At 60.4% G+C, this 21,894-nt stretch carries 13 protein-coding genes and 2 pseudogenes; 4 read left to right on the top strand and 11 right to left on the bottom strand.

The features are described 5' to 3' along the window. Positions 1-272 precede the first annotated feature (272 nt). The 6 genes and pseudogenes from I6F33_RS34500 to I6F33_RS34475 form a co-directional block, all read right to left on the bottom strand. Positions 273-902: pseudogene (locus I6F33_RS34500) on the bottom strand (transposase); the annotation flags it as partial. Positions 903-946: 44 nt separating this feature from the next. Further along, positions 947-1,246 (bottom strand): hypothetical protein, encoded by a 300-nt coding sequence (locus I6F33_RS34495; protein WP_225145497.1) that lies wholly within the window; start codon positions 1,244-1,246, stop codon positions 947-949. A 518-nt stretch (positions 1,247-1,764) separates the two neighbouring features. Beyond that, complete coding sequence (locus I6F33_RS34490) at positions 1,765-2,934, bottom strand: Wadjet anti-phage system protein JetD domain-containing protein (protein WP_225145484.1); 1,170 nt, start codon at positions 2,932-2,934, stop codon at positions 1,765-1,767. 2 nt (positions 2,935-2,936) lie between these two features. Further along, entirely contained in the window at positions 2,937-6,371 is a 3,435-nt protein-coding gene (locus I6F33_RS34485; RefSeq protein ID WP_225145483.1) for an SbcC/MukB-like Walker B domain-containing protein, read from the bottom strand. Beyond that, positions 6,368-7,006, bottom strand: a complete 639-nt coding sequence (locus I6F33_RS34480; protein WP_225145482.1) for a DUF4194 domain-containing protein — start codon at positions 7,004-7,006, stop codon at positions 6,368-6,370. Before I6F33_RS34480 ends, I6F33_RS34485 begins: the two co-directional genes overlap by 4 nt. Beyond that, the gene (locus I6F33_RS34475) at positions 6,996-8,525 is read right to left on the bottom strand and encodes a Wadjet anti-phage system protein JetA family protein (protein WP_225145481.1); all 1,530 of its coding nucleotides are present in this window, start codon (positions 8,523-8,525) and stop codon (positions 6,996-6,998) included. The genes I6F33_RS34480 and I6F33_RS34475 overlap by 11 nt, the downstream gene beginning before the upstream one ends. Before the next feature lie 337 nt (positions 8,526-8,862). On the opposite strand from I6F33_RS34475, the gene I6F33_RS34470 reads away from it, so the two are divergent. From I6F33_RS34470 to I6F33_RS34455, 4 genes and pseudogenes are all read left to right on the top strand, one after another. Further along, positions 8,863-10,029, top strand: coding sequence for a GSU2403 family nucleotidyltransferase fold protein (locus tag I6F33_RS34470; RefSeq protein WP_225145480.1), 1,167 nt, complete (start codon positions 8,863-8,865; stop codon positions 10,027-10,029). Between the two features lie 53 nt (positions 10,030-10,082). Then, positions 10,083-10,427, top strand: coding sequence for a hypothetical protein (locus I6F33_RS34465; RefSeq protein ID WP_225145479.1), 345 nt, complete (start codon positions 10,083-10,085; stop codon positions 10,425-10,427). 271 nt (positions 10,428-10,698) lie between these two features. Continuing rightward, positions 10,699-10,950 (top strand): helix-turn-helix domain-containing protein, encoded by a 252-nt coding sequence (locus tag I6F33_RS34460; RefSeq protein WP_225129751.1) that lies wholly within the window; start codon positions 10,699-10,701, stop codon positions 10,948-10,950. After that, positions 10,950-12,267: pseudogene (locus I6F33_RS34455) on the top strand (type II toxin-antitoxin system HipA family toxin). The gene I6F33_RS34460 and the pseudogene I6F33_RS34455 overlap by 1 nt, the downstream one beginning before the upstream one ends. A 173-nt stretch (positions 12,268-12,440) precedes the next feature. Here the strand turns inward: I6F33_RS34455 and I6F33_RS34450 are convergent. The 5 genes from I6F33_RS34450 to I6F33_RS34430 form a co-directional block, all read right to left on the bottom strand. After that, positions 12,441-13,970 (bottom strand): DUF87 domain-containing protein, encoded by a 1,530-nt coding sequence (locus I6F33_RS34450; RefSeq protein WP_225145478.1) that lies wholly within the window; start codon positions 13,968-13,970, stop codon positions 12,441-12,443. Continuing rightward, positions 13,967-14,380, bottom strand: a complete 414-nt coding sequence (locus I6F33_RS34445; protein ID WP_225145477.1) for a hypothetical protein — start codon at positions 14,378-14,380, stop codon at positions 13,967-13,969. Before I6F33_RS34445 ends, I6F33_RS34450 begins: the two co-directional genes overlap by 4 nt. A gap of 39 nt (positions 14,381-14,419) precedes the next feature. Continuing rightward, on the bottom strand, positions 14,420-14,770 hold the full coding sequence (locus tag I6F33_RS34440; protein WP_225145476.1) for a hypothetical protein: 351 nt from the start codon (positions 14,768-14,770) through the stop codon (positions 14,420-14,422). Between the two features lie 539 nt (positions 14,771-15,309). Continuing rightward, positions 15,310-18,852, bottom strand: a complete 3,543-nt coding sequence (locus I6F33_RS34435) for a YhaN family protein (protein WP_225145475.1) — start codon at positions 18,850-18,852, stop codon at positions 15,310-15,312. Positions 18,853-18,855: 3 nt separating this feature from the next. Beyond that, positions 18,856-20,127, bottom strand: coding sequence for a DNA repair exonuclease (locus tag I6F33_RS34430; protein ID WP_225145474.1), 1,272 nt, complete (start codon positions 20,125-20,127; stop codon positions 18,856-18,858). Between the last annotated feature and the right edge of the window lie 1,767 nt (positions 20,128-21,894).

The raw sequence follows: 21,894 nt of genomic DNA, 5'->3' as shown, positions 1-21,894 counted from the left end.
AGGACAAAGGACGGAAGCGAATTTGTATGAAAAGTCAAGACCTTGTTGTATTGCTGAAGCTCGTGAGCCTTGAGCAGGCCAAAAATGACGGCGATGCGCATCCTGGGGAGACTGCGTATCACGACGACCCTTACTCAGTACGCAGCCTGGAATCAGCAAGACAGAGGTCAATGCCTCGATCAACCGGAGCCTTTCGTCGGGACTTGCGGTCAAAGATCGGGAATCCGGCCACGCAAAGCCTAACCGCCGCAATCTCCATAATTTTGTGGTGCACGGAAGAAGGTATCGACAATCGTGAGCATGCGCAGCTTGTGTCCGGTCGCCAACTGGTCATGGACGAAGTCCATCGCCCAGGTCTCGTTCGATCGCGTCGCCGGCCTGCGATCATCGCGCAGCTTGGCCTTGACCCGGCGCTTCGGCGTTTTGTTGCGTAATTGCAGGCCCAATTCGCGATAGATGCGCCGCGTCTTGTTCTGGCTATGGCGCCAGCCTTCACGACGCAGCAGGACGTGAACACGACGATAACCGTAGCGAATACGAACATGGCAGATCTCCTTGATCTTCTGTTCGAGGGCAGCCTGGCCGGGGCACGGGATTCGTAGTGGTAGGTCGATCGATCGAACTCGAGAGCTTCGCAGGCCTTGCGGATCGAGACCTGCCACTCGCCACAGACCTCGTCGACCAGCTTGCGCTTCCCGCCAGGCTTGATAGCTTTCGGCGGATCACGTCCTGCAGCATCTTCATGTCGAGGCTGAGATCGGCGACCAGCTTCTTCAGCTTGCCGTTCTCCTCCTCGAGCTGCTTCAGCCGGCGGATCTCCGTCGGCAGCAGACCGTCATATTTCTTCTTCCAGTTGAACTAGGTCGCTGGCTGATCCCGGCCTTGCGGCAGATCTTCGCGAGGTCCGTGACAAAACCTGTTGCGTTACCGTGCGCGGCGGCAGCTTTCAGCGGTCCCATAGTCGAGACGAAAATGCCACGGCAGCATCCAGGTTAACAGGATCATCGACGCTTCGCGATTTGGGCGGTCGTGCGTTACCTATTGAATTGTTTGCCGCAGAGTTGCGCTGGCGTTCATCGATCGACGATGAGACCGCTCGACGCTCAAGCCTCCGCTCCAGATCCGCCAATCCTGCCTTACATTCGGCGACAACCGATTGGGCGCGAAGCAGCTTGACCTTGAGTTCGTCCTGTTGCCTGAGTATTTTCTCAAGATCCCAATCGTTCTGCATTAGCTCATTGACCATCTGCAAGAACCGATGCAAGGCCGGCACCTAGCTTCAAGAATGCAGGCTCTGCATGTCGCAGATGCCCCACCCTGAGCCATGGGCTAAAGCGATGCCAAACGATCGTCCAGAGGACGCCTTTACGCTGGCGTTCTTGTTGAGAACCACCATTCGTTGCGAGCCCCTTACAAGACAATCGGCTTCTGCCCGGCAAACCGGAGCGCGACCTGGAGATCGCAGAGTTCGCGAGGCAGGCGCACGGTTTGGAAAGCGCATCAGGGGACCTCTGCCATCGATCAAGCGGGCAAGTTTCATCTGAATACTTCGACCGGGATGCTGCACGAGCATCATAGTCACAGGTGGTTTCGTCACATCTTCAAGCAACCGGCATGCCAATGCCGGTTGAGCGCTTCTATGACGAAACGATGTCGGTTTTCCTTCAGCACGTAGTTGCAGGCGGTGTTGTTGTCGCGCTTGAAACAAACGACGTCTTGAGCGAGACAGCCAAAGCCGCAACCACGAGCGTCCGCGCGCATTTTCTAATGAGACCCTGGCAGGACTGGATCGAGTTCTTCCTGCTCGAGCGTCTTGGCTCCATCTTTGGCCAGGTACGCTGCCAGAGCTGCGATACCGGAGTCCGGTGGACATCGAGCGGGTGCTGATTTTTTGAACGGCACTTGTCCCAAACGCTCGGCAACTTCGACGCTCATGAGGTGGGGACGGATCGGTCGATCGACGGCGCGCTCGATGGTGTGGAAGATCCAGGTGCCGTCCGGATCGATGTCCGACCAATGAAAGATCGGCGTCTGTTCGGATACCAATCCTGCGATTGTCCGCAGCGCCTGCTGGGTGGCAAGCGAGGGGTACCCGCCGACATACACGGTTGTTCCTAATCGGCCGGGGTCCGCCTCGGCGATGTGCCGGTTGAAGCTTGCGAAGTTTTCGATCGTTAGAACGTAGGCCGGCGGCTCCCGGAACCGGACGCGATCAGCCTCCTTGGGAGTGATTCCGAGATAATGCGGAGATATCCTGGAAAGATCGGCTCCGTCGAGGTCGATCTTGCCCGCGATCAGCAGGGGCGGCGCGAAGCGCTCCAGCCCGATCGCCCGCAGTGCCTCGCGGGGGCGGGCGCCAGGCGGAAAGTCCATTATGCCGCTCAAAAGCCGGACCAGGGCCCCCTCGATGCGCTCGAGTATCTTGCTGTGCCCCACCGTACGTCGCGAGAAAGTTTTGTAGTCGACGTCCAGATGCTTGTTATCGAGGATCGCCTGGGCGAGAACGAATGCGTGGCGCAGCGTGTCGACGTCGGACGAGCCGAATCCGTGCCACGTCTTACCCCGCGCCCACACCTCTGCGATTTGAGAGCCGCTGTTCTTCAGGGACTCGTGCAGCGCCACTCCGGCTACAAGCCGGACGGCGGCATGCTCCGCGATGCGTGAGGCCGGGGTGCGGCCGAGATATCGGTATAAGATCTCCGCCGAGGACAGCCGCACATGTGCCACTTGGTCGCGCATGGGGCCGCGCCCCCAACCAAGGGAGACTGCGCCGGCACTTTCGGCTTCCCTGATGTGTTTCAGGAAGGCGTCCGCCGCGACGACTGATGGGAAGGCGGGGTAGTCCGGGTGGGCGATCGGGCTTGCGGCCCCGGCCTCGAAGCGGTTGAGCAGGTCGTTCAGCAGGCCGATCGCATCCGTGAAACGCCGAGCCATGGCTACTCGGCGGCCAGACGGGTGGCGAGCTCATCTTCGGACATCAGGTCGGGATCGATAGCCATCAGTTCGCGCTTGGCCTTCTCTTTCAGTTCCACCACGGTAGCCCTGGACTGCTCACCGATGCGGTCCACCTCCACGATGGTGTCCATGTGCTCGAGCACGGCGACGCGCTTCTCGAACGGCGCCGCGATCACGAACTGCAGGCCGAGGTTTTTGTAAAAGCTCATCATCTGCCGCTGGTTCTTGCCGTCCATCTTGGAGAAGGCCTCATCGAACATGGCGAGCGCGAAACCGGCGGGCTTGCCGGCACGACGCTCCGCGCTGCCGTAGACGGCGGCCAGCGAAGCGCCGATGGCAACGTAGATAGGCACCTGCTGTTCGGCGCCAGACCCGGTGCCGCGCCGCTGCTCCCAGCGGGTGGAGCGGCCGGTGGCGACATCCTCCATGTGGATCTCGAACGTGTAGAAGTTGCGGTAGTCCTCGAACTGGGTGAAATCCTTGTCGGGGTCCTCGAGCAGCGCCTCGAGTGCGACGATCGTATCCTTGTGCGGGAAGTCATCGGGCACGTCACCCCGGAACAGCATATCGAGCGCCTCCGGAGAGGTTTTGGCGATCTCGATGATCTTCAGGATGGGCTGGAATTCCACCATCTGGGTGCGGTGGAATGAGTATCGCTCGTTATGGAAGGGATGTGCGTAGAGGCTACGGTTCAACGATTGCAGCTCCCGCTCCATCTTTCCGATCCGGGCCGTGAGCGCGTTGATGAACTCGCCGCGCAGCAGGGTGGACGCCTTCTCCGCCGCTTCCCGCGCCTGCCGTTCGTACTGGCGCAGCTCATTGGATTCGATATCCGAGATGAGCTGTTCCATCCACGGCTTCACCTCCCGCAGCGGCTCGCTTTCCCCGCCGACCTGCGAACTCATCCCGAACTGGTCAAAGTAATCGTAAAGAAGCTCGCGGACCCGTCGCTCGATCCGGGCGCGCTCGTTGTCGGACGCGTTCGCATCCTTCAAGGCCTTCTCGGCGATGGCGCGGTGTTTCTCCGCGAAGCCCTTCTGGGCTGCGGCATCGAGGCGGTCGCGGTAGACGGCCCTGCCTTTCGCGGTGGAGTAGAGTGAGAAGAACTTGCGGTATATCGACCGCGCGACCCTGAGGTTGAGTTCGGAGCCGGGCACGTTCTCGCCCTCTCCGAGCCTCCTCTCCGCCGACCTGACCTCGCCGTCGTGCTCGCCAAACGCCTTCTGCTGCGTCTTTCTCTCCTCCAGCCTCTTCTCCTTCAGCTTCTGCTGCGCCCTCTTTTTGTCGCGAAGCCCGCCGTCCCCCGCGCCGTCGAGAGCATCGAGCCTGGCCTGAGCTTCAGCGATCTCAGTCTGTGCGGCCGCGAAAGCGGCCGCGCAAGCCGCGAGGTCATTACGTTCCTCGCAGATGTTCTTCAGAGCGGCAAAAGCCTGCTCCGCGGCATGGGCCTCCTTTCCCTTGTCGGTCAGAATCCGACCCAGTTCCTCGGCCTGATCCTGCAGGGAGCGCAGGGCGTTCGCCTGGGCCGCGTTTCCGATCTTATGCTGCGAGGATTCGATCCAGCGATGGCTCCGGACGAGTCCGTCGTCGTAGAGGCCGTCCTTCATGATAGCCCGGCCGGGCCTGTTGAACTGGTCGAGCGTGTCCGCGAGACGGACATTGCCGTAGCGGCGCATGATGAAGGCCATCGCGTCCGGATCCTGGCTCCGGAAGATGGAGGGAAAAGTGCCGCGCTCCGGCTTGGCCCTGAACTGCTCGAGCTTGTTTAGGCTCACTAGCGATGCATGGCGAAACTCGCGGCGACCTTCCTTGAAGATTGACGTGGCGGCGCTGATATCCGCTCTGTCCACGAACACGGCTTCCCGGTCGCGGCCGAGGAGCGCCTCGGCGGCTCCTATCCACTCGGGTTCGGCGACGTCGATGATGTCGCAGAGCACGCGCGGCACCATTCCCCTCTGCCGCAGCCTGCGGCAAAGAAGTTCAGTGTCGTCGCCGAGATAGGCGCGCGCCCCTCCGGCGGCGTGCTGTCGGATCCGTTCGAGCACCTCGTCGCGGCGGCCTCGGAGCCCGGAAAGCTCCGCGATGATCGTTTGACGCGCTTCGTCGATCTTCGGCAGCCATTTGGCGCCGCTTGCCGCGAAGGACTTCTCGGCCGCGGTGACCTCGTCGGAGACGCCCTCGATGTCCGCCCCGGCGGTGGCCGTCACAAGACGCTCAAGCGCAGGAACGAAGTCCTCGAAACCGTCCGCGCACATCGCCCTTAGCGGCTCCAGGCGACGGATGTTCTCCATGCGAGCCTTGAAGTCCGCCGAGGCGCGGTGCGCCGCCTGCCCGGCCACATCGGCGGTCTGCTGCAGGGACTTTCTGCCGGTCTTGGCATCGTGCTCGGCGATCGCGGCCATGAGGCGTTCGATCTCGTTATCGATGGCCTTGACGTCGTCGTCGATGAATTCGAGTTCTTTTGCTGCGGCGTCCCGGCGCGCCATCTCGGTACGCCGCTTGGTCTTGAAGTCCAGGTTTGTCGCGCGCGCCGCGAGCCAAGTCGCGCGTTTTGCGATCCACTCTTCCCTGAACTTGGTCTCGAGCGCCTCTTCAAGCGCGGCGAGGACGCCCCGAAGCGCCCTCAGGGCTTCGAGCCTGAGGCGCATTTTCCGGATGGTCTCGCTGATGTTGCGGTATGTCTGGATCGACTCGCGCAGCTCCTTGATGCCGATCGGACTGTCCTCGAGGATGTAGTTCCGCACGAACTGCGTCGCCGTCTGGTTGTGGTCGAGCGTCATCGCGTTGACGATTGATTTCTGCAGGGCGCTGGCGTTCTGCTCACCATAGGGCGAATGCGGCAGAAGATGGCGCATGTACTCGCGGACGTAGTCGCTCGCCCGGTCGCGATGATTGACGAAGTTGCCTTCGCCGACCGCCGCAACGATCCGGGCGCGCACGTCCTCCCACTGCGCCGGGAATTGCGACTTTCCTCGCTGCTCGATGAAGTCCTTGGAGCTCAGAACGGTCCCGAGGGCGACGAACAGTGCCAGCACAGTCTCCCTGCTGTCGGATTTGCGCGCCTCGAGCGCCATGCCGATCGTGACCGGTGGCCGGGCGCCTTCCCTATCTTCGAAACCGAGCGCGATGTAGGTGCGCGCCTCGTCGCGCCGGCGCTGGTCTTCGCCGAGCGTCCCAAGGCAATAATCGACGACGCTGCGCTTCGAGCCGCTGCGCGATTTTCCGCTATCGCCGGCGACCGCGTTCAGGCGCAAGAACCGCCGGCTCCCGCCGGTGAGGACGACCTGCGCCATGTCGAGGATCGTCGATTTGCCGGACCGGTTCTCGCCCAGCACCCCGACGTGTCCTGTCACGTCGATGTCGGCGACGTCGAACAGGTGCCAGTTCACCATCGTGAGGTGTCGCAGCTCCATCATGCCTCGTCTCCTGCGGGCTGCGGAAACCGCGCCTCCTCGCTACGGACGTAGCGCTCAAGCCGTTGGAGAGCATCGCCGCCACTGATCAGCTTGATCATCGGGCGGATCCTGATCTCGCAGTCCTGCTGCTCGTCGTCAAAATCACCGATCTCCACCAAACTGCGTTGGGCGGCCTCGCGCAGGATGTCCCGGAAGCGGGCGGGCGAGATCGCGCCACCGCCGCCGTGTTGGGCCATCTCGCGGTAGCGATCGAACAGGTCGTTCAAAGTGGCCACTACGACGGCCCGGTCCTCGACTGCTCCGACGTTCACCTCCTGCTGCCAGTATGCCGCCAGCACCAGCATCACGATGGTTTCGTCGAGCTTCATCCGGGGCAGCGGCACGTCCTCGTCCATGGCGACGATGCCGGCCCACTGCGCCTCCGGATCGCGATGGACGCGGTATCCGCAACTATCGAAGAAGCCGTCGACCACGTCGCGGAAGCGGCCATCCATGATCGTGTTGTAGACTGCCCCGGTCCGGGGGTCTCCCGCGAACACGAACTGCCGCCGTAGCAGGAAGTGCAGCGCTTTGCGGAGGTCGGCTGCCTTTTCCGCGCCGAAGGAGCGCTCGACGTTTTCGAATTCACTGAGCATGAGCCGCCCTCGCCTTCCGGAGTGCGCCCGATCGCTTGACCAGGAAGTTTGCGCAACGGAGCCATTCGCTGTCGTGTGGTGGCGTGTCGGGGTACGGTTCGAGTTCGAACCCGGCCGCGACCTGCGCCGGAATCTCGCCCGTCAACGCATATCGGCGGGCGCAATCGAAGGCGAGAAAGTCGTCCACGGTATCGATTTCCATGAAGCGGGCTTCCCTGGTCGTGAAGGGCGGCACCTGGCCCTCGAGGAATCGTCTGACATCCTCGGGACGGGGCGCGATGCGAGCGATGTACTCGAGGCGGAGCTTCTTCCGCAGTTCGTACAACGGATCCGACGGCGGCTCGGAGAGCTCCCTTGCTTCGACGGGACGGCGTGGCTGCCTGGCCGTCGCCTGATGGTGCTCCGACCAGGGGGATCGCAGCGGCTCGATGCTCCATTCGATTGTCGCCTTGTGGTGTCTGCCGTCTCGCAGTAGGGCATCCAGGCGCCGCACCAGGTCGCCGGCCCGGCCGACGAGTCCCTGCCCGCCCCGCTCGGCGTACTTAATGGTGTTGCGGACGCGGGCTTCGAGCTGCCTGCGGAAGGCCTCGATCCTATCGAACATCTCCCCAATCTGATCGAAGATGCTTTCGATGGCCAGCAGGTCGTCGGCCGCGGCCATTCGACCGTCCTCGATGTCGGCTGCCATGCTGGAAGCTGTGTACTCCTCGGCGAGGACCTGCATGGTTTCCGGGGTGTAGGAGATCCTCCGCGCGAGATCGACGATGGCGTCGCGGAAGCGGTACGGATGGTTGACAGTGAGGATGGACTCGAAATCCTTCAGCAGGAGCTGGTCGACGAACTCCTCGAAAAAGGCTTCCAGGCGGGTAGCGACTGTTTTCGACTCCATGACGGTCCGTCGGACGCGCTTCAGGTCGGCCAGAATGGCCCGCAGGCTCTTAGTGAACTGGTCGGCCTGATTGCGCGCCTCGCGGACGGCGAGCGCGGCTTCGCGCTGCTTGCGGTCGGTGATCTCGGGCCTCAGTTTTTCGACGGCCTCCAGGTTGAGGCGGATTTGCACGATCAAGCCGCCGAACCGCTGCGAGAGATCCTTGTTGAGGCTCGCGAACCGCTGGATCACGAGCAGCGGTCCCATAGCCATGTCCACGGTGACGCGAAGCCCGTATTCCTCCTCTTCAAGCCATCCCCAGGCGAGCAGCCGGGCGTACAATTGTCGGGCAAGACCGAGCGCCTTGTCGCCCTTCTCGGAAGCGAGCGCGACGTCGGCCTTCCGGATCCGGCGGCGTCCCGCGGAAATCATTTCCGGCAGGCTGCCGAAATCATCGCCCTCGTTCCAGAGGACGGGGTTGGCGCGCATGACGTCGTAGATGGCGTGGACCACCTGCTGCGGCGTCGGGAACGACGGGGCGCCTGAAAAGAAGCGTTCGTGTAGATCGAGCAGACACGCTGCGTACAGGTGCTTGTGATCGCGCGAAAAAGCTAGAAACGCGTCGTCATGCAAATGGCGGAACAAGGTCAATGACGCGGCTCCTGGGCCCGACTTCATGCTGAGATGGCGACGCTAAACGCATGATGTGCCGGACAACATTGTTATTGAGAGTGGGTCTTGAAAATACAACCGGAAGATCGGTTCTTAGTATGTTCTAATATAACTTTCCAGCTCAGTCGCTGTCGAGACTCCGAAAGTCCGATCGGAGCCTAGGAGTTCGGTCTTAAGATCCGGAACAATCCGGCCTCAAGTCATTGAATTCATTGTTGTTACCATTATGGCAAAATGGATACAAATTTGCTACCATTTTGGCAGGATGGATACAAAAACCATTGTTACCACTTCGCCAAAATGGTAACAAATACCTATGAAGCAGTTTTCCAACATCGACCAAGTCATGTTCTCCGACCTGGTTCAGAAGGCGACCGACGCGGATTTCGACGAGAACTTCCCGGAAAACGGGACCTTTCTCAAACAGAAGCGAGCCAACCGCGAATACTATTACTACAAGGCCTACGAGCCCTCCGGTGGCGAGGGACCGACGAAGACGACTCTCAAATATGTCGGTCCGGCCGATGATCCCGAGATTGCCAAACGCGCGGAAGCTTTCCAGCGCACCAAGATTGGCTATCGCGCGCGACGCGAGCTGGCAGCGAAGTTGAGGCGGGCCGGCTACCCTGCCCCTCCCCACATTGAAGGTCTCGTCGTCAACGAACTCGCGCGCGCGGGACTCTTCCGGCTTCGCGCCACGCTCGTCGGTTCGATGGCCTATCAGACATACAGCGGCGTACTCGGCGTCAAGCTGCCCGACGAGCTCGTGACGACCGAGGATCTGGACATCGCGAAATTCTACGGCATCTCGATCTCGATCGATGAAAGCATGCCCGACATCGAAGAAATCCTGAAAAAGGTGGATCCGACATTTGCGCCCTCATTCTCCCCCGATGAAACCAAGCTGTTCAGCGGTTTTGCCAATGCCACCGGCTTCAAGGTCGAATTCCTTACACCAAACCGTGGCGACGAGGACTACTCCTCCAGACTGACGCAGATGCCTTCATTGGGACCGTCTGTAGGTGCGCAGGTGTTGCGGTTCCTAGACTACCTGATCCATGAGCCCATCCGCTCTGTGGTCTTGCACGACGCCGGAGTGCCGGTCCTTGTACCGGCCCCGGAGCGCTACGCCGTCCACAAACTGATCACGGCGACCAAACGGAATGTGTTCTTTGCGGATAAGGCCAAAAAGGACATCAACCAGGCTGGCGCGCTCATTCAAGCATTCAATGCCGTCAAACGTAGTAGCGACCTAGGCTTTGGGTGGATCGAAGCTTGGGAACGCGGAGCCAGATGGCGACGACGGCTTGGTGTTGGCGCCCTGCGTCTTTCGGACGACACTTTCGACATGCTCGCGAAGGGCGTAGCCGAAGCGGCCAAACTCGACGGCAAGCCGGCAGAGGAGTACGGGCTTACGGGAGGCAAGGAAGGTCTTCTGGCGCGCGTTTCAATTGCGAAGCCGACGGCGTCGCCAACGCCGTGATGCCAATTCGGTCGACGAGGCTCTCTCGCCCATCATCGGCGACGGGCGCGCCGGTGCTGCTGCTGATCATCGGCGGCGTCGGCATGCCGAATCACGTGATTGGCTCGCTGATCATCTCGCTGCCGATGCAGCTGACCATGCCGGTGATGTGCATCATGCCGTTCGATCAGCTCGGTCTTGCCGCCGACGCGCTCGAGGCTCAGCACGAAGTAGAGCTGGATCGGAACGTGCTGGCCTGTTTGATGGCCGGTCTGCTTCTTGTCCTCGACCGTGACCGGTTTTTCGATGACGAACGGACTGACGGGCTTGTCGGGGCCACCGCCATGACCTCCGCCCTGGCCCGGATTGCCGCCCGGGTGTCTTTTTCAAAGTCGCTTTCGGCGCGGCCAGCCCCTTGACCCAAGTCTCGTCCATCCTGCGCGAAGATCCCAATCTCAACGAGGACGCCGCTGCGGCGTTGGACGACCTGATCAAGGCGACGTACGCCCGACTGACAGATACGAGCAGGGGCCCGTGATGGTTTTTTAATAATTTCAATAAGGTCGTGGGAAATCGCGGGGCTTCATACGCAATTGCGTATTATGCACAGATATACGCGGACGCGTATAATCGGCTGATATTCGCGATCGCGTATTTTGACGATATATACGCATTCGCGTATGGCAACCTATGGATACGATTGCCCGCACCCCCCAACAAGTTGGCGCCGGGATCAGGCGCTACCGGCGGCAGAAGAAGCTCACCCAGGCTGGCCTCGGTGAGAAGATGCATGCGCGTCAAGCGACGGTCTCGAAGCTGGAAGCCGGTGTACCTGCAACGCGGCTGCGCACCTTGATGGATGCGCTGGCCGCGCTCGACCTCGAGTTGGTCATCCGGCCGCGGACCAAATTGACGGCTGAAGCGATTGAGGATCTGTTCTGATGGCGCGTCGTCCTGCCCGCGCGCCGCTCAACGTCTATCTCAACGCACGGCTGGTCGGGCAGCTGCGGCGCGAGAGCAGCGGCGCAATCGATTTCCAGTATGACAAGCAGTGGCTCGCGTGGGAAAATGCCATCCCCGTTTCGGTGTCGCTGCCATTGCGGGAGGATCGTTATATCGGCGATCCCGTCGTCGCCGTTTTTGACAATCTTCTGCCCGATAATGACGACATCCGCCGACGCGTCGCCGAACGCGCGCATGCTGATGGCGCCGACGCTTACAGCCTGCTCTCCGCAATCGGCCGCGATTGCATCGGCGCGCTGCAACTCCTTCCCGACGGTGCCGCACCCGGGGGCGCCGGCGCCATTGATGGCCGCGCCGCTAGCGATCAGGATGTCGCCGCCATTCTCGGCAATCTTGCCAGCAATCCGCTCGGCATCGGCGCCGACCAGGACTTCCGCATTTCTCTCGCGGGCGCGCAGGAAAAGACAGCGCTGCTTTACTGGAAAGACAAGTGGCACGTGCCTCATGGCACGACGCAACTACGCACATTATCAAGCCGCAGATCGGGAAGTTGCCGAACGGAATCGATCTGACCGGCAGCGTTGAAACGAGCATCTGTGCCTTGAGCTGGTTGCGGCACTCGGCTTGCCCGTCGCCAAATCAAGCATCATCGATTTCGCCGGACGCCGCGTGCTCGCAGTTGAGCGGTTCGATCGCATCTGGACGCGCGACGGCCGCCTGTTGCGGCTGCCGCAGGAAGACTGCTGCCAGGCGCTGTCCGTTCCACCCGCGCGAAAGTATGAGTCCGATGGCGGACCCGGCATCCGCAAAGTCTCGGATTTGCTCAAAGGCAGCGATACGCCTGAGGACGACCAGGCCATTTTCTTCAAGGCGCAGATCGTGTTCTGGCTGCTTGCCGCCACCGATGGCCACGCGAAGAATTTTAGCATTCATTTGGCGCCGGGCGGACGTTTTCATCTGGCCCCGCTTTACGACATCATTTCGACCCAACCGAGCTTGGACGCTGGACAGATCAGTCAAAACCAAATGACGCTGGCCATGGCGATCGGCAGCAACCGGCATTACGTCGTCCACACGGTTCTCGGCCGACATTTCGTGCAGACTGCGAAAACCTGCGGTCTCCCCGACAAAACAGTCAAGGTTGTCATCCAGCAGCTCGGCGATACAGCCGCAAAAGCCATAGATCAGGTGCTGAACGCGCTTCCAAAAGGATTTCCGGAGAAGATGGCCATATCGATTGCTGATGGCGCGAAGCGCCGTGTGAATTCGCTGGCTGTGCTCAAGAGCAGTGAATGATCGCCGGTTTGCGCAAGCTGCCAGCCGTACGATGACCTCCGTGAACGGTGGCAGGAAGACCGGATCGACCAATCCAAACCTGGAAGCTGCCTATCAGAGGAGCAGCAGCGCGATCAGCAACAGGGAGCGTTGCCCGAAAGCAGCCAACCAGCGGCTCAAGAAACGGGCCCGGTTCAAGAACGGCGATTGCCGCTCAGCAGCCGCCGCACGACGGCTTGGTCGTCACCGTTGGTTAGCCGCATCGCGATGAGATTGTTGCACTGGCTGGCGACCGTGCGGTTCACTTCGGCGGGGCGTTGGCTGATCACCACCAGCCCGACGCCATATTTCCGCCCCTCCTTGGCGATGCGCTCGAAGGTAGCGATCGCATTCTCCGCGGCGCCTGAAGTCGGATCCTGTGGAATATAAAGATGTGCCTCGTCACAGAACAGGGCCACCGGATGGCGAAGCCCCTGCGCGCTCCACTGCTGCACGTGGAAGGCCATGCGCGCGACCATGCCGACGATCAGCGGCAAAATGTCGGAGGGAACTTCGGAGAAGTCGATGATCTTGACGCCACCGTGGCCGCCTTTGGCCGCCCTGCCACCGAGCAGCAGCTCAACTGCGCGATCGAGCCAATCATAGCTGTCCGCCACGCCGGACGCAGGGAATAGGAAGCCGAGGCGCCGATCGGTGCGTTTGCCCTCGAGGCGCTGGATTAGCCGGCTGAGCTTGCCGTGGAAATCGCCCTGCTTCTCCGTCCTGGCGCCCGGTACCATCTCGGCGTTGAGGCGGTTGAGCTCGCCGAGCACGGTTTCCATCCTGAAAGGCACCGGACTGTCGATCGTGAAGTTGGCGAGCACCTCGACATGACCGCCGGCTTCCAGGAAGCCCGTCTTGGCGTCGACGACCGTACGCGACATGATCATAGCCTGGTTTGGGGCGTTCTGATCGGAGCGGTCAACAAACATCGAGACAAGCGCCTCGTAGCTCATGAGCCAATAGGGCAAATGCAGCACACCATCGTTCAGCCCCTTCCCCGCTTCGATGTCGCTTGGGCCCGCGACACGAAGATGGACGAAACCGTCGCCAGCCATGGACGCATATTCTCCGTGCATGTCGAACACGATGGCATTGGCGCTGTCGAGCTCAGCGATTTGCTCGAGCAGGCGGGCGGTCGTCCACGACTTGCCCGAGCCGGTGCTGCCCACGATGAGCGCGTGACGCTGGAACAACCGATTGCCATTGACGAACGCCTGAGCGTTGGGATCGAGCGTATAGGCGCCAAGCGACAGGCGCTGCGCGCCGCCGGTCACCTCCGAAATCACGCCCATGAATCGCGTAAGGCGCTCGCCTTCGAGAGCGAAGCAGCAGGCATCGATCTCCGGGACGGTCTCAAGCGTCCGGCGGAAGACATTGGCGCGCGGTCCGTCCCGATCGAGCAGCGTGCCGATCAACATAATCCGCACCAGATTGACTTCAGGATGCGCGGCCTCGCCTAGCTCGACATCGGCGATCTTCGCTTCACCGAGCGCGGTACGGATGATCTTTTGGATCACGCCAATCAACTTGTGGCCGGCAAGGCTGCTCTGGAGCGCAACCAGCCGGTTCACCTGCAGCGCCCGCAGCGCCTCGACATCATCGACGTGGACGATTACCGTGGTCGTGTCGACCGATTGGACGCGGCCCAGCGCTTCTTCGTCCGCAAAATTCAGAATGCTCACGCGGAAACTCCTGTCATCTCATTGAGGAAGCGGTCGAGCCGCCAGATCGGTTGATCTACGTCGAACCCGTTGGGTACGTCGTGCATATAGGCGCGCGCGCCCATCGTCCCCTCCTCGATCGCGAGATAGCGCCGGCAGCGTCCGCCGCCGAGGAAGGTCCGGGCGGACGTAGTCAGCTCTTTGGTAATCACGACGAGCGGGACGGAATCGCGGTCGCAACGCTCGATCAGCTTGGTCTGAAGATGCTCGTCGTTGAAGCCATAACCAACGCAGAAATAGGCGCGGGCGTTCTCGAGCGCGGCATCGCTGCGGCCTAGGATCGTTCGGAACGGCTCGCCATGTGTCAGCCGGTATTTGTCGATGCCCGGCGTGATCATCAGCGGCGAGTATCCGGCCGGCACGTCGGGCATTCCGCGGACGCCGATGATCTGGCCGGCGGAATCCTGGAATCAGTCGAGAGAGCCATGCACTTTCCAGACGGCAACCGTACGGGTCACCTGCCGATTGACGAAAACGCGCGTGTTGGGATCGCGGGCGCGCGATTGCAGATAACCGTAGTTGAAGCCGGTGAACGTGCTTACATCGGCGGCGTCCGCGGCATATTCAGCAAGCCGGTCATAGTTAGGCGTGACGACATTAACGGTCTTGTGCGTGCTGTCGAAGAGATGGAGGTACAGGCGCGAGAGCGGCAGCGCGCGCCGGTCGGCCAGCAGCGTCTCGAGAACGCCAAGATCGTGCGGCAGCAAGAAAGCGCGGGTCTCGGTGGCGATGAACTGGGTCTGGCGTTCCGTCGGGCGCACGGCCTGGAGGCGCTTTCGAGATCATCGCCGGCCGCAAGCTGCGCGATGAACTTATCCCATTCGCTCCTCTCCTCTGCTGTCCAGCTCGTGGGCGGCTTGACAGCGGAAAGCTGCAACGCCAAGGCGCCCATGCCGGGCACACCGTGCGCAGCCGAGGCGCCGCTGCCCAGAATGATCACCGGTGCGGCGCTGAGCGCCGCCTGCGCGAATTCCTGCGCGATCTCCGGCGCGCTCTTGGCCGCCATACAGTCCCTTCCCGGCCAACGCGGACTGTACCCACGACAGCCGTCGTCATCCCTATGAGATTTAGTGAATGGATCAATTTCGGCGAGGATTGCATCCTCGCTAAATCTGAAATTAGCCCTTAGCCGATCAGGTTACGCTTGGTGTCGAGACGACGAAGGGCCTGCAGGACCGTGAACTTCCCGGATTGATTTTCCCCAAAGGAAGTCCGAGAAGCATGTCGACGCAAACTCCGCGTCGCGGACGGCTTTTGTAGTTAGAGATAATGATCTCGAGACTTGCATTCTGCAATCCATCTAAGCAACGTTCTTCATTTGATGTGGGCGAGGCTCCAGCATTGCCGTCGAAACACTCCTGTCAAACGCGGTAGAAGCCACATCAAGCAGGTGCTGGTGATGGGTGAAGAAAAGCACCTGCGTTTTCTCCGCAAGCAGTTGCAATACCCTGAAACCGGCCGAGGCGCGCGCATCGTCATAATTGATGAAAAGATCATCTGCGATAAATGGCACCGGCGCAGCATGCATCAGATACTCTTCAACGGCAGCAATGCGCAGCGCGAAAAAGAGCTGATCGGCGGCTCCTTCGCTGAGACCTGATACGGGCACCGCTCCACCGTCCCCACGCACGCCCGCCAGATGTGGCACATCTTTTTCGTCGTATTCGAGCGTAAGGCGTTGGAACGAGCCGCCGGTCAGAATAGAGAACAGCTCCCCTGCCCGTTTGAGCAATGGTGCCTGCTTTTCGCGCCTAAACCGCTCGATCGCCCACCTCAGGATGATGGTTGCGGAGCGAACGCGCGCATACTGCGCCGCCACCTCCTTCATCTCGGCCAAAGCCAGCTGACGATCACCAGCAGCTTTGGCCGCAGCGGCGTCGCCGCCGACGGCTTCGAACAAACGCTCAGCATCATTGCGACTCTGAATTGCGATCAGCTGGCGTTCCCTGGCATCGTTGAGTATTGCCTTCAGCGTTTGCTCCCGAGCCGTTGTTTGATCGAGATCGGCGCTGCGGCATTCCTCGGCGAGTTGTTCGACACCAAGCCCATCGCCATCAGCCTCAAGCGTGGTCCGCAAGCGCGATCGCTCATCCCTAAGCGCGCGTTGTAGATCGGACTGAAGAATAGCCGCTCGCAATCTGTCGATCGAATCGACGGCTGCGGCCCTCTTGAGGCGATCTATTACAGCCTCGGCGTCCGTCCTGGACTTGTCGCATTCTTCCAATTTCTTCTGCAGGCCCTGCATCGCCTCAGCTTTTTCGTCCCGGGACACGACAGTCTGCATCGCCGCATTCAATTGCGCATGGAGTTGGAGGATTGCTTCATCTGCATTCTGCCCTGAAAACCGCGGCGCGATCGCATTTACGAGCTTTTCGACATCCTCCGTAAACGCCGTGATGTCCCGCTCGATCTTTCCAATGCGCTCGTGCTTCAAATCCGCGATCTTGGCAGACGTCTCCCGCATCTGATCGATTGCTTCGATTTGCTCTTGAACGGTCTCAAGCGGGGCTTCGGGTAACAGATTGATGCCCCTCAGGGCCTCTTTCCATTGCGCGTTCCAGACATCACGCTCTTTCGCAGCGTTTTCAACAGCCACGCGCCTGCGTTCGACTTCTGTTGCGACCTTCCGTTGCTCTAGCGCGAGTTCATTCCTCTTTTGTGTGTTGCCCTCCTCCATACGGAGGCGCGCTTCGGCAGCCGCAAGAATTCCGTTCAGCGGCAGACTATCTGCCGAGGCTGCGATTGCCGTGTCCGCCATCAAGCTGGCGAGCTGTTGCTTGGCTTTTGCAATTTGCTGCTGGAGCGAGGACTCTGCATGAAGCGCGGCGTCACGCTTGGCGATTTGATCGAGCACGCCAGCCCTTGCATCGAGCCAATCCAGCATTTCGTCCGGAGAACGCGGGTTATCGGTAACCTGTTTCCACAGGATCGCCCAGGCCTCGGCCAATGCCTTCTGCTCTTCGGCTAACGAAAACAGCTCCTGCTTGGCGGATTCAAGGACGTCTTGCTCTTCAGCGATTTGCCGCGCCAGCACCATGGCCGCAGCCGTCGACTGCGCATTCTGAAAACGACGGTCCGCTGCCGTGTCGGCGTCTTCGATGGCCTTCACATAGGCATCGAGCAGCGGCTCGCCGCTTGTAAAAGCGAGCTCTTCCGACTCTGGCACCATGATCTTGTCGACATGTCTGCGCCTGATGATAGACCATCCGGCATCCCGCCGTTCGCGCAGTTTCTTCAACTCCTCAACGGCGACAATTCTTTCATCTGACACAAGACGAGCATAGGACTTTCGATTGTTTTCGACTGTACGGGTCAGCTCACGCGTCACAGCTTGCTGGCGCTGAATACGCGCCTGAAGCTCGCGGGCAGCATCGCGATGCACCCTTACCGCCTCTTCCGCCGGACTTTTCAAGGCCTGCAAACTCGTTTCACTCACGATAGGCGGATTCATATCAGCCATTTGCCGCTGACATGATCTATCGGCATCCTGATGCTCTTGATGGATACTCAGAAGACGCGCATCGAGATCGCCAAAAGCACGAATGGACTCGACGACCCCAGCCAGCGCCGAAAGGTCTTTCTGCGCTCCGAGCGCTTCAATCCGCGCCTGGATATCAGCGAGTTTTTCGTTGGCATCCTCTAGCGCTGCTTCAGCGCTATCAACGGCGGCAAATCGGCTGCCACGCGATGTCAACAGTCCGCGGACTGCTGCAACCTTGGCCCGCGGCGGAATTCTCTCGACCAGGTCGGCGACGGGACCTGTCCAACCCAATTCAATCGCCGCGCGCTTCAGGCCTTCTTCCGCTGCGGCGAGTTCGGCCCGCCGCTTCGGTAAGTCCGTCCGGGCCGAAGAGAGCTGTATGCTGCGCTTCGAGAGGCGTTCAATCTCCGTTTGGTGGAGCAGAACGCTATCGTCAACCACAAGTCCGGAAATTTCCGCGCCGATTGTTGCGATCTGTTCACGGAATGCGCTTATACGCACCTCTGCAGCAGCGTTATCGCCCGAGGCCTCCTCAAATTGCCTAGCCGCGTCGGGAGGTAATTCGACCACCGCGCCGAGGTCCACTATCTCGGTTTCGATCTCTTGAAGCCGACGCACACCGCGATATACGCGCCGGACCCGAGAAATCTTCGCAAGTTCGGAAACTTGCTCTTCGATCTCCTTCTCGATCTGATTGCAAAGCCCGCGCGCCTCTTCAAAGGCGGATTTCAATTCCTGCCATTTGCTTGCGCTCACCGTGTGTTGACGCAACGCCGCATCAGCCTCTTTAAGGCGGTCTTCCGCTTGGTAGTATTTCCGGTGTCCCGCCTTGCGGCTGGCCCAGAGCCCATCCGCCTCTGCCTGCATCGCACCCAACCGATCGCGGAGACCTGACACGCCGGCCCCTGCGGCGAACAATGCCGCGCCGATATCATCCTTGGCCTGGGTGATATCCCGTCCGCCAGCCCGCAGGCGCTCATGGTCAAGACAGAACATCCGGCAGAAAAACGCGCGGTCCATCCCGCCGAGCAAAGGAGCAAGCAGGCCATCGCCAGCCGCAATCGGCAGATCGTCCGGACCGAGAAGCGTGTCCTTGTTGCCCTTGCGACGCCGGACCGAAAGCAGCGCGCCGTCGCGTTCCAGGGCGGCGCCGATGCGCAGCGCCGCATTCTCATGCAGGAAATTACGGGATGATTGCCCGGGAATACCGAAGAGCAGATCTTCAATCGCCGACATCGTCGTCGACTTTCCAGCCTCATTCTCGCCATACACGATATGAAAGTCAGGTTCGCCTGACGGAAAATGAAGCGTCGTGCCGGTGAAATGTCCGTAACGGATCAGGTCAAGAGAACGAATACGCACGGATCAACGCCTTTCCGCGGTCAGACGTGCGCTCAGATATTCGCCAGCCTGCTCAATCACAACCGAGTATTGTTTCGCGATCACCGCTTCGAGAAGAAAATCGTCAATATCAAGTGCCGCGTCGTGAGGAAGCCTGCGGACAAGGTCGCCCAGATCGTTCGCGATTTCTGCCTGGAGATCGGAATCTCCCGCAGCCTGAGCTAGTAGGACTTTGAGATCGTTGATCGCGCTGCCCTCTGACTGGATGGAAACTGCCGTCGCAGGCACGGTCGCATTGATCACACGTTCGATCCATGCAACCTCTTCGCCAAGAGCCAGTGCTGCGGCCCTCGCTTCAGCCAACAATTGCGGCGCAGACGCCATCAGTTCGGCGTGAAGAGCCGTCGGACCAGTTAGTTTGATGCGACAAGCCAGCAGTCGGCCTTCTGCGTTCTTGGCCGCCTCGTCGATCGAACGTTTGATTTGATCTACAACATCCCCGAACCGCGCGCTACCACTGACCGGTACATCGACATGCATCCACCGCACGACATCCGTTTGGAGCAGCTCAGCGCCTTCGATCGCTCCGTCTTGGACCGTAACGAGCTGCGCCGATTTCGGGCCGGCTTCGCGGATGTGGCGCCCCTGTAGATTGCCGCAAAACACCACGTGCGGATTTTGATGCAGTACGCCGCCCTGATGCACGTGCGCGAGCGCCCAATAGTCGTACCCCTTGTTAACCAGCTCTTCGAGCGTGCAAGGGGCGTAGTTCTCGTGAGAACCACCCATTCCGCCGAGTGCAGTATGCAGCACGCCGATGTTGAAATAGCCTTTGATCGGCGCGGGATAGGCTGCTGCCAGATTTTCCGTCGTCGCCTGCAGGCGGAAGCTTTGACCGTGAAGGGCCACGCGGCAATCATCGAGCTTGAAAGTTTGGGGCTTTCGATAGCTAAACACCTCAACATTGTCAGGAAGCGTCAGCCGCTTCGTGATTTGGCTTTCGGCGTCATGATTGCCGTGCAACACGAAGGCGGTGATTTTCGCCGCCCGCAAACGACCCATCTGCCGAACGAAAAACAGGCCGGTGTGAAAATCGCGCCAATCGCCGTCGTAGAGGTCTCCGGCGATGACCACGAAAGCCGCCTGTCTATCGATTGCCTGAGTAATGAGGTCCTCAAAGGCAGTTCGGGTCGCCGTTCGAATGCGCTCGGCCGCTGGCCCCTCCTGTCCGCTCAGGCCTCTCAGGGGGCTGTCCAGATGTATGTCGCCGGTATGGATAAATTGGAAAGTGCTCACAACAGGACTCGCTTAATTCCAATCAGAACAAACTAGGAAAATCCTTTTATCGCAATCTTGAGCGGAGTGTTGTCACCAAGTATCCGCAAACGCGGAAAGGGATTGTCGATGAGGGCTCGAAGGGGCCGCCGAATTTGAGGGTGACGCGAAGATTCGGTGGCACGACCGCGGTTTATCCGCCCAGGGCCTTCGTCTCATGACGACTTTGGTCGTCGGACCGGTCCAAGACAGGCCGCTGCGACATCGACTTCGCAGTCGATACCGCCGCCCCGTCGCAACGTAAGACGCCGCCATAATGGTAAAGAGGCTCTTCACTGCGCGAGGCAGCAATCCTGACGCGCGATGGAATTATCGCTACAAACATGGACCGCCGCCGTGGCCGGAGAGTAGTAGTCGCGGGCCTTGTGGTACCAATGCAAAAGGATCGCACGGCTTTTCGGCCCCGTAGAAATCGACCCGATTACAGCCGATTCGTTGTTGTAGCCAAACGGGGCTCCGAGCTTGTGCAGTGGAAGTGCAAGCGCGAAAACGAGCCCACAATTCACGCGGCGCGTTCAAAGAATCGGAGCTGCCGCTCTGGAGACGACCAACTTTTGTCACTCGCACGGAACCCGATCGCAGCGAGCCGAATTGCCGAGGTGCCTGATCACTTCCAGTTGTCGCTCCTCGGAGAGACTTAAAGCCTTCGCGACGATCCCCCACCTTCATCTTCTGCAACTCCGGAGTCAGAAACTCTGGTGCGCAGCATCCGAAGCAGCCTCGCTGCTCGGCATCGATAGAAACCTGCTGCTGCGTGAGCTCATTCGGCTTGAGTCTTGGTCCGGACCCGGGCCCGTCGGCCGGACACCGTCCAGAACGGAAAACTTATCTCGTCACGAAGAGGAAAATTCGTCAATTTCTGCCGGGCATCGCAGATATCAAGCGAATTTTCTCATTTCGCGCTGGAGTTCATCGAAGAAATCAACTGCATCGATGTACCCATGCGGTACTGCAGATACGCCATCGCCGCCAATGATCACGCCAAATACCAATTTGGGATTTATCGATATCGGATTGGAATGGACGCGCGTGCAGGCCGATAGCGAGTCAGCGCGCCATGTTTTCAGGCGGTGATGTGCGATTCGAAGAAGTCGAACAGCGCGATACAATCGAAAAGGGGTCGCCCTTCAGCGCCCCCTTTGCCGGTTGCAATCGACTTCGGGATGAAATTCCAGCCCCGGCGACGGCCAAATTATCGGTATCTAAATGCCGAGTGAACTCCGTACAACTACGGTAGGTAGCGCTCAATTCCTCTCCGCGTCCTCGGTAGCGCGCTTAACCTTTCCACTAACGCCAAATGGACGGGACACCTATACCAAGTGCCTCACCTCACCAGGGCTGGCCGTCCTGGATTGTTTAAGCCTTTCAGCGCGACTGCGATCCATATCGCGCGAAGGCGTGCAGCTCGATATTCGTAAACGGCTCGCCTAACGCGATCAGGGGCCGGTGATCCGGCCGCGGCTGCAGAAGCGATCGCGCGTCAGCGGCCGGATCAGAGATCAGCTGGTCGTGCGCGAAGACCTCAGCACATTGGGCGGCGTTCTCCCGGGGAGCGGCGGGCCTGTTCGAGCGTCAGCGCTGATCGGACGATGATCCGCTACAGCTTCAGCCGCCCTCCAGACACGCCTCTGCGTGGTCGATTGCGCGATCGCGCCAACGATGATGGGGCTGCTGCGCCTTCCGGCGCTGGCTCCGCTTGCTTCAGGCGCTCTAGGTAGCCGCGTGCGC

Source organism: Bradyrhizobium sp. BRP20 (assembly GCF_020194215.1).
GTDB lineage: Bacteria > Pseudomonadota > Alphaproteobacteria > Rhizobiales > Xanthobacteraceae > Bradyrhizobium > Bradyrhizobium yuanmingense.
The sequence above is the reverse complement of the archived record's forward strand: the minus strand, read 5'-3'. Positions and strand labels throughout refer to the sequence as shown.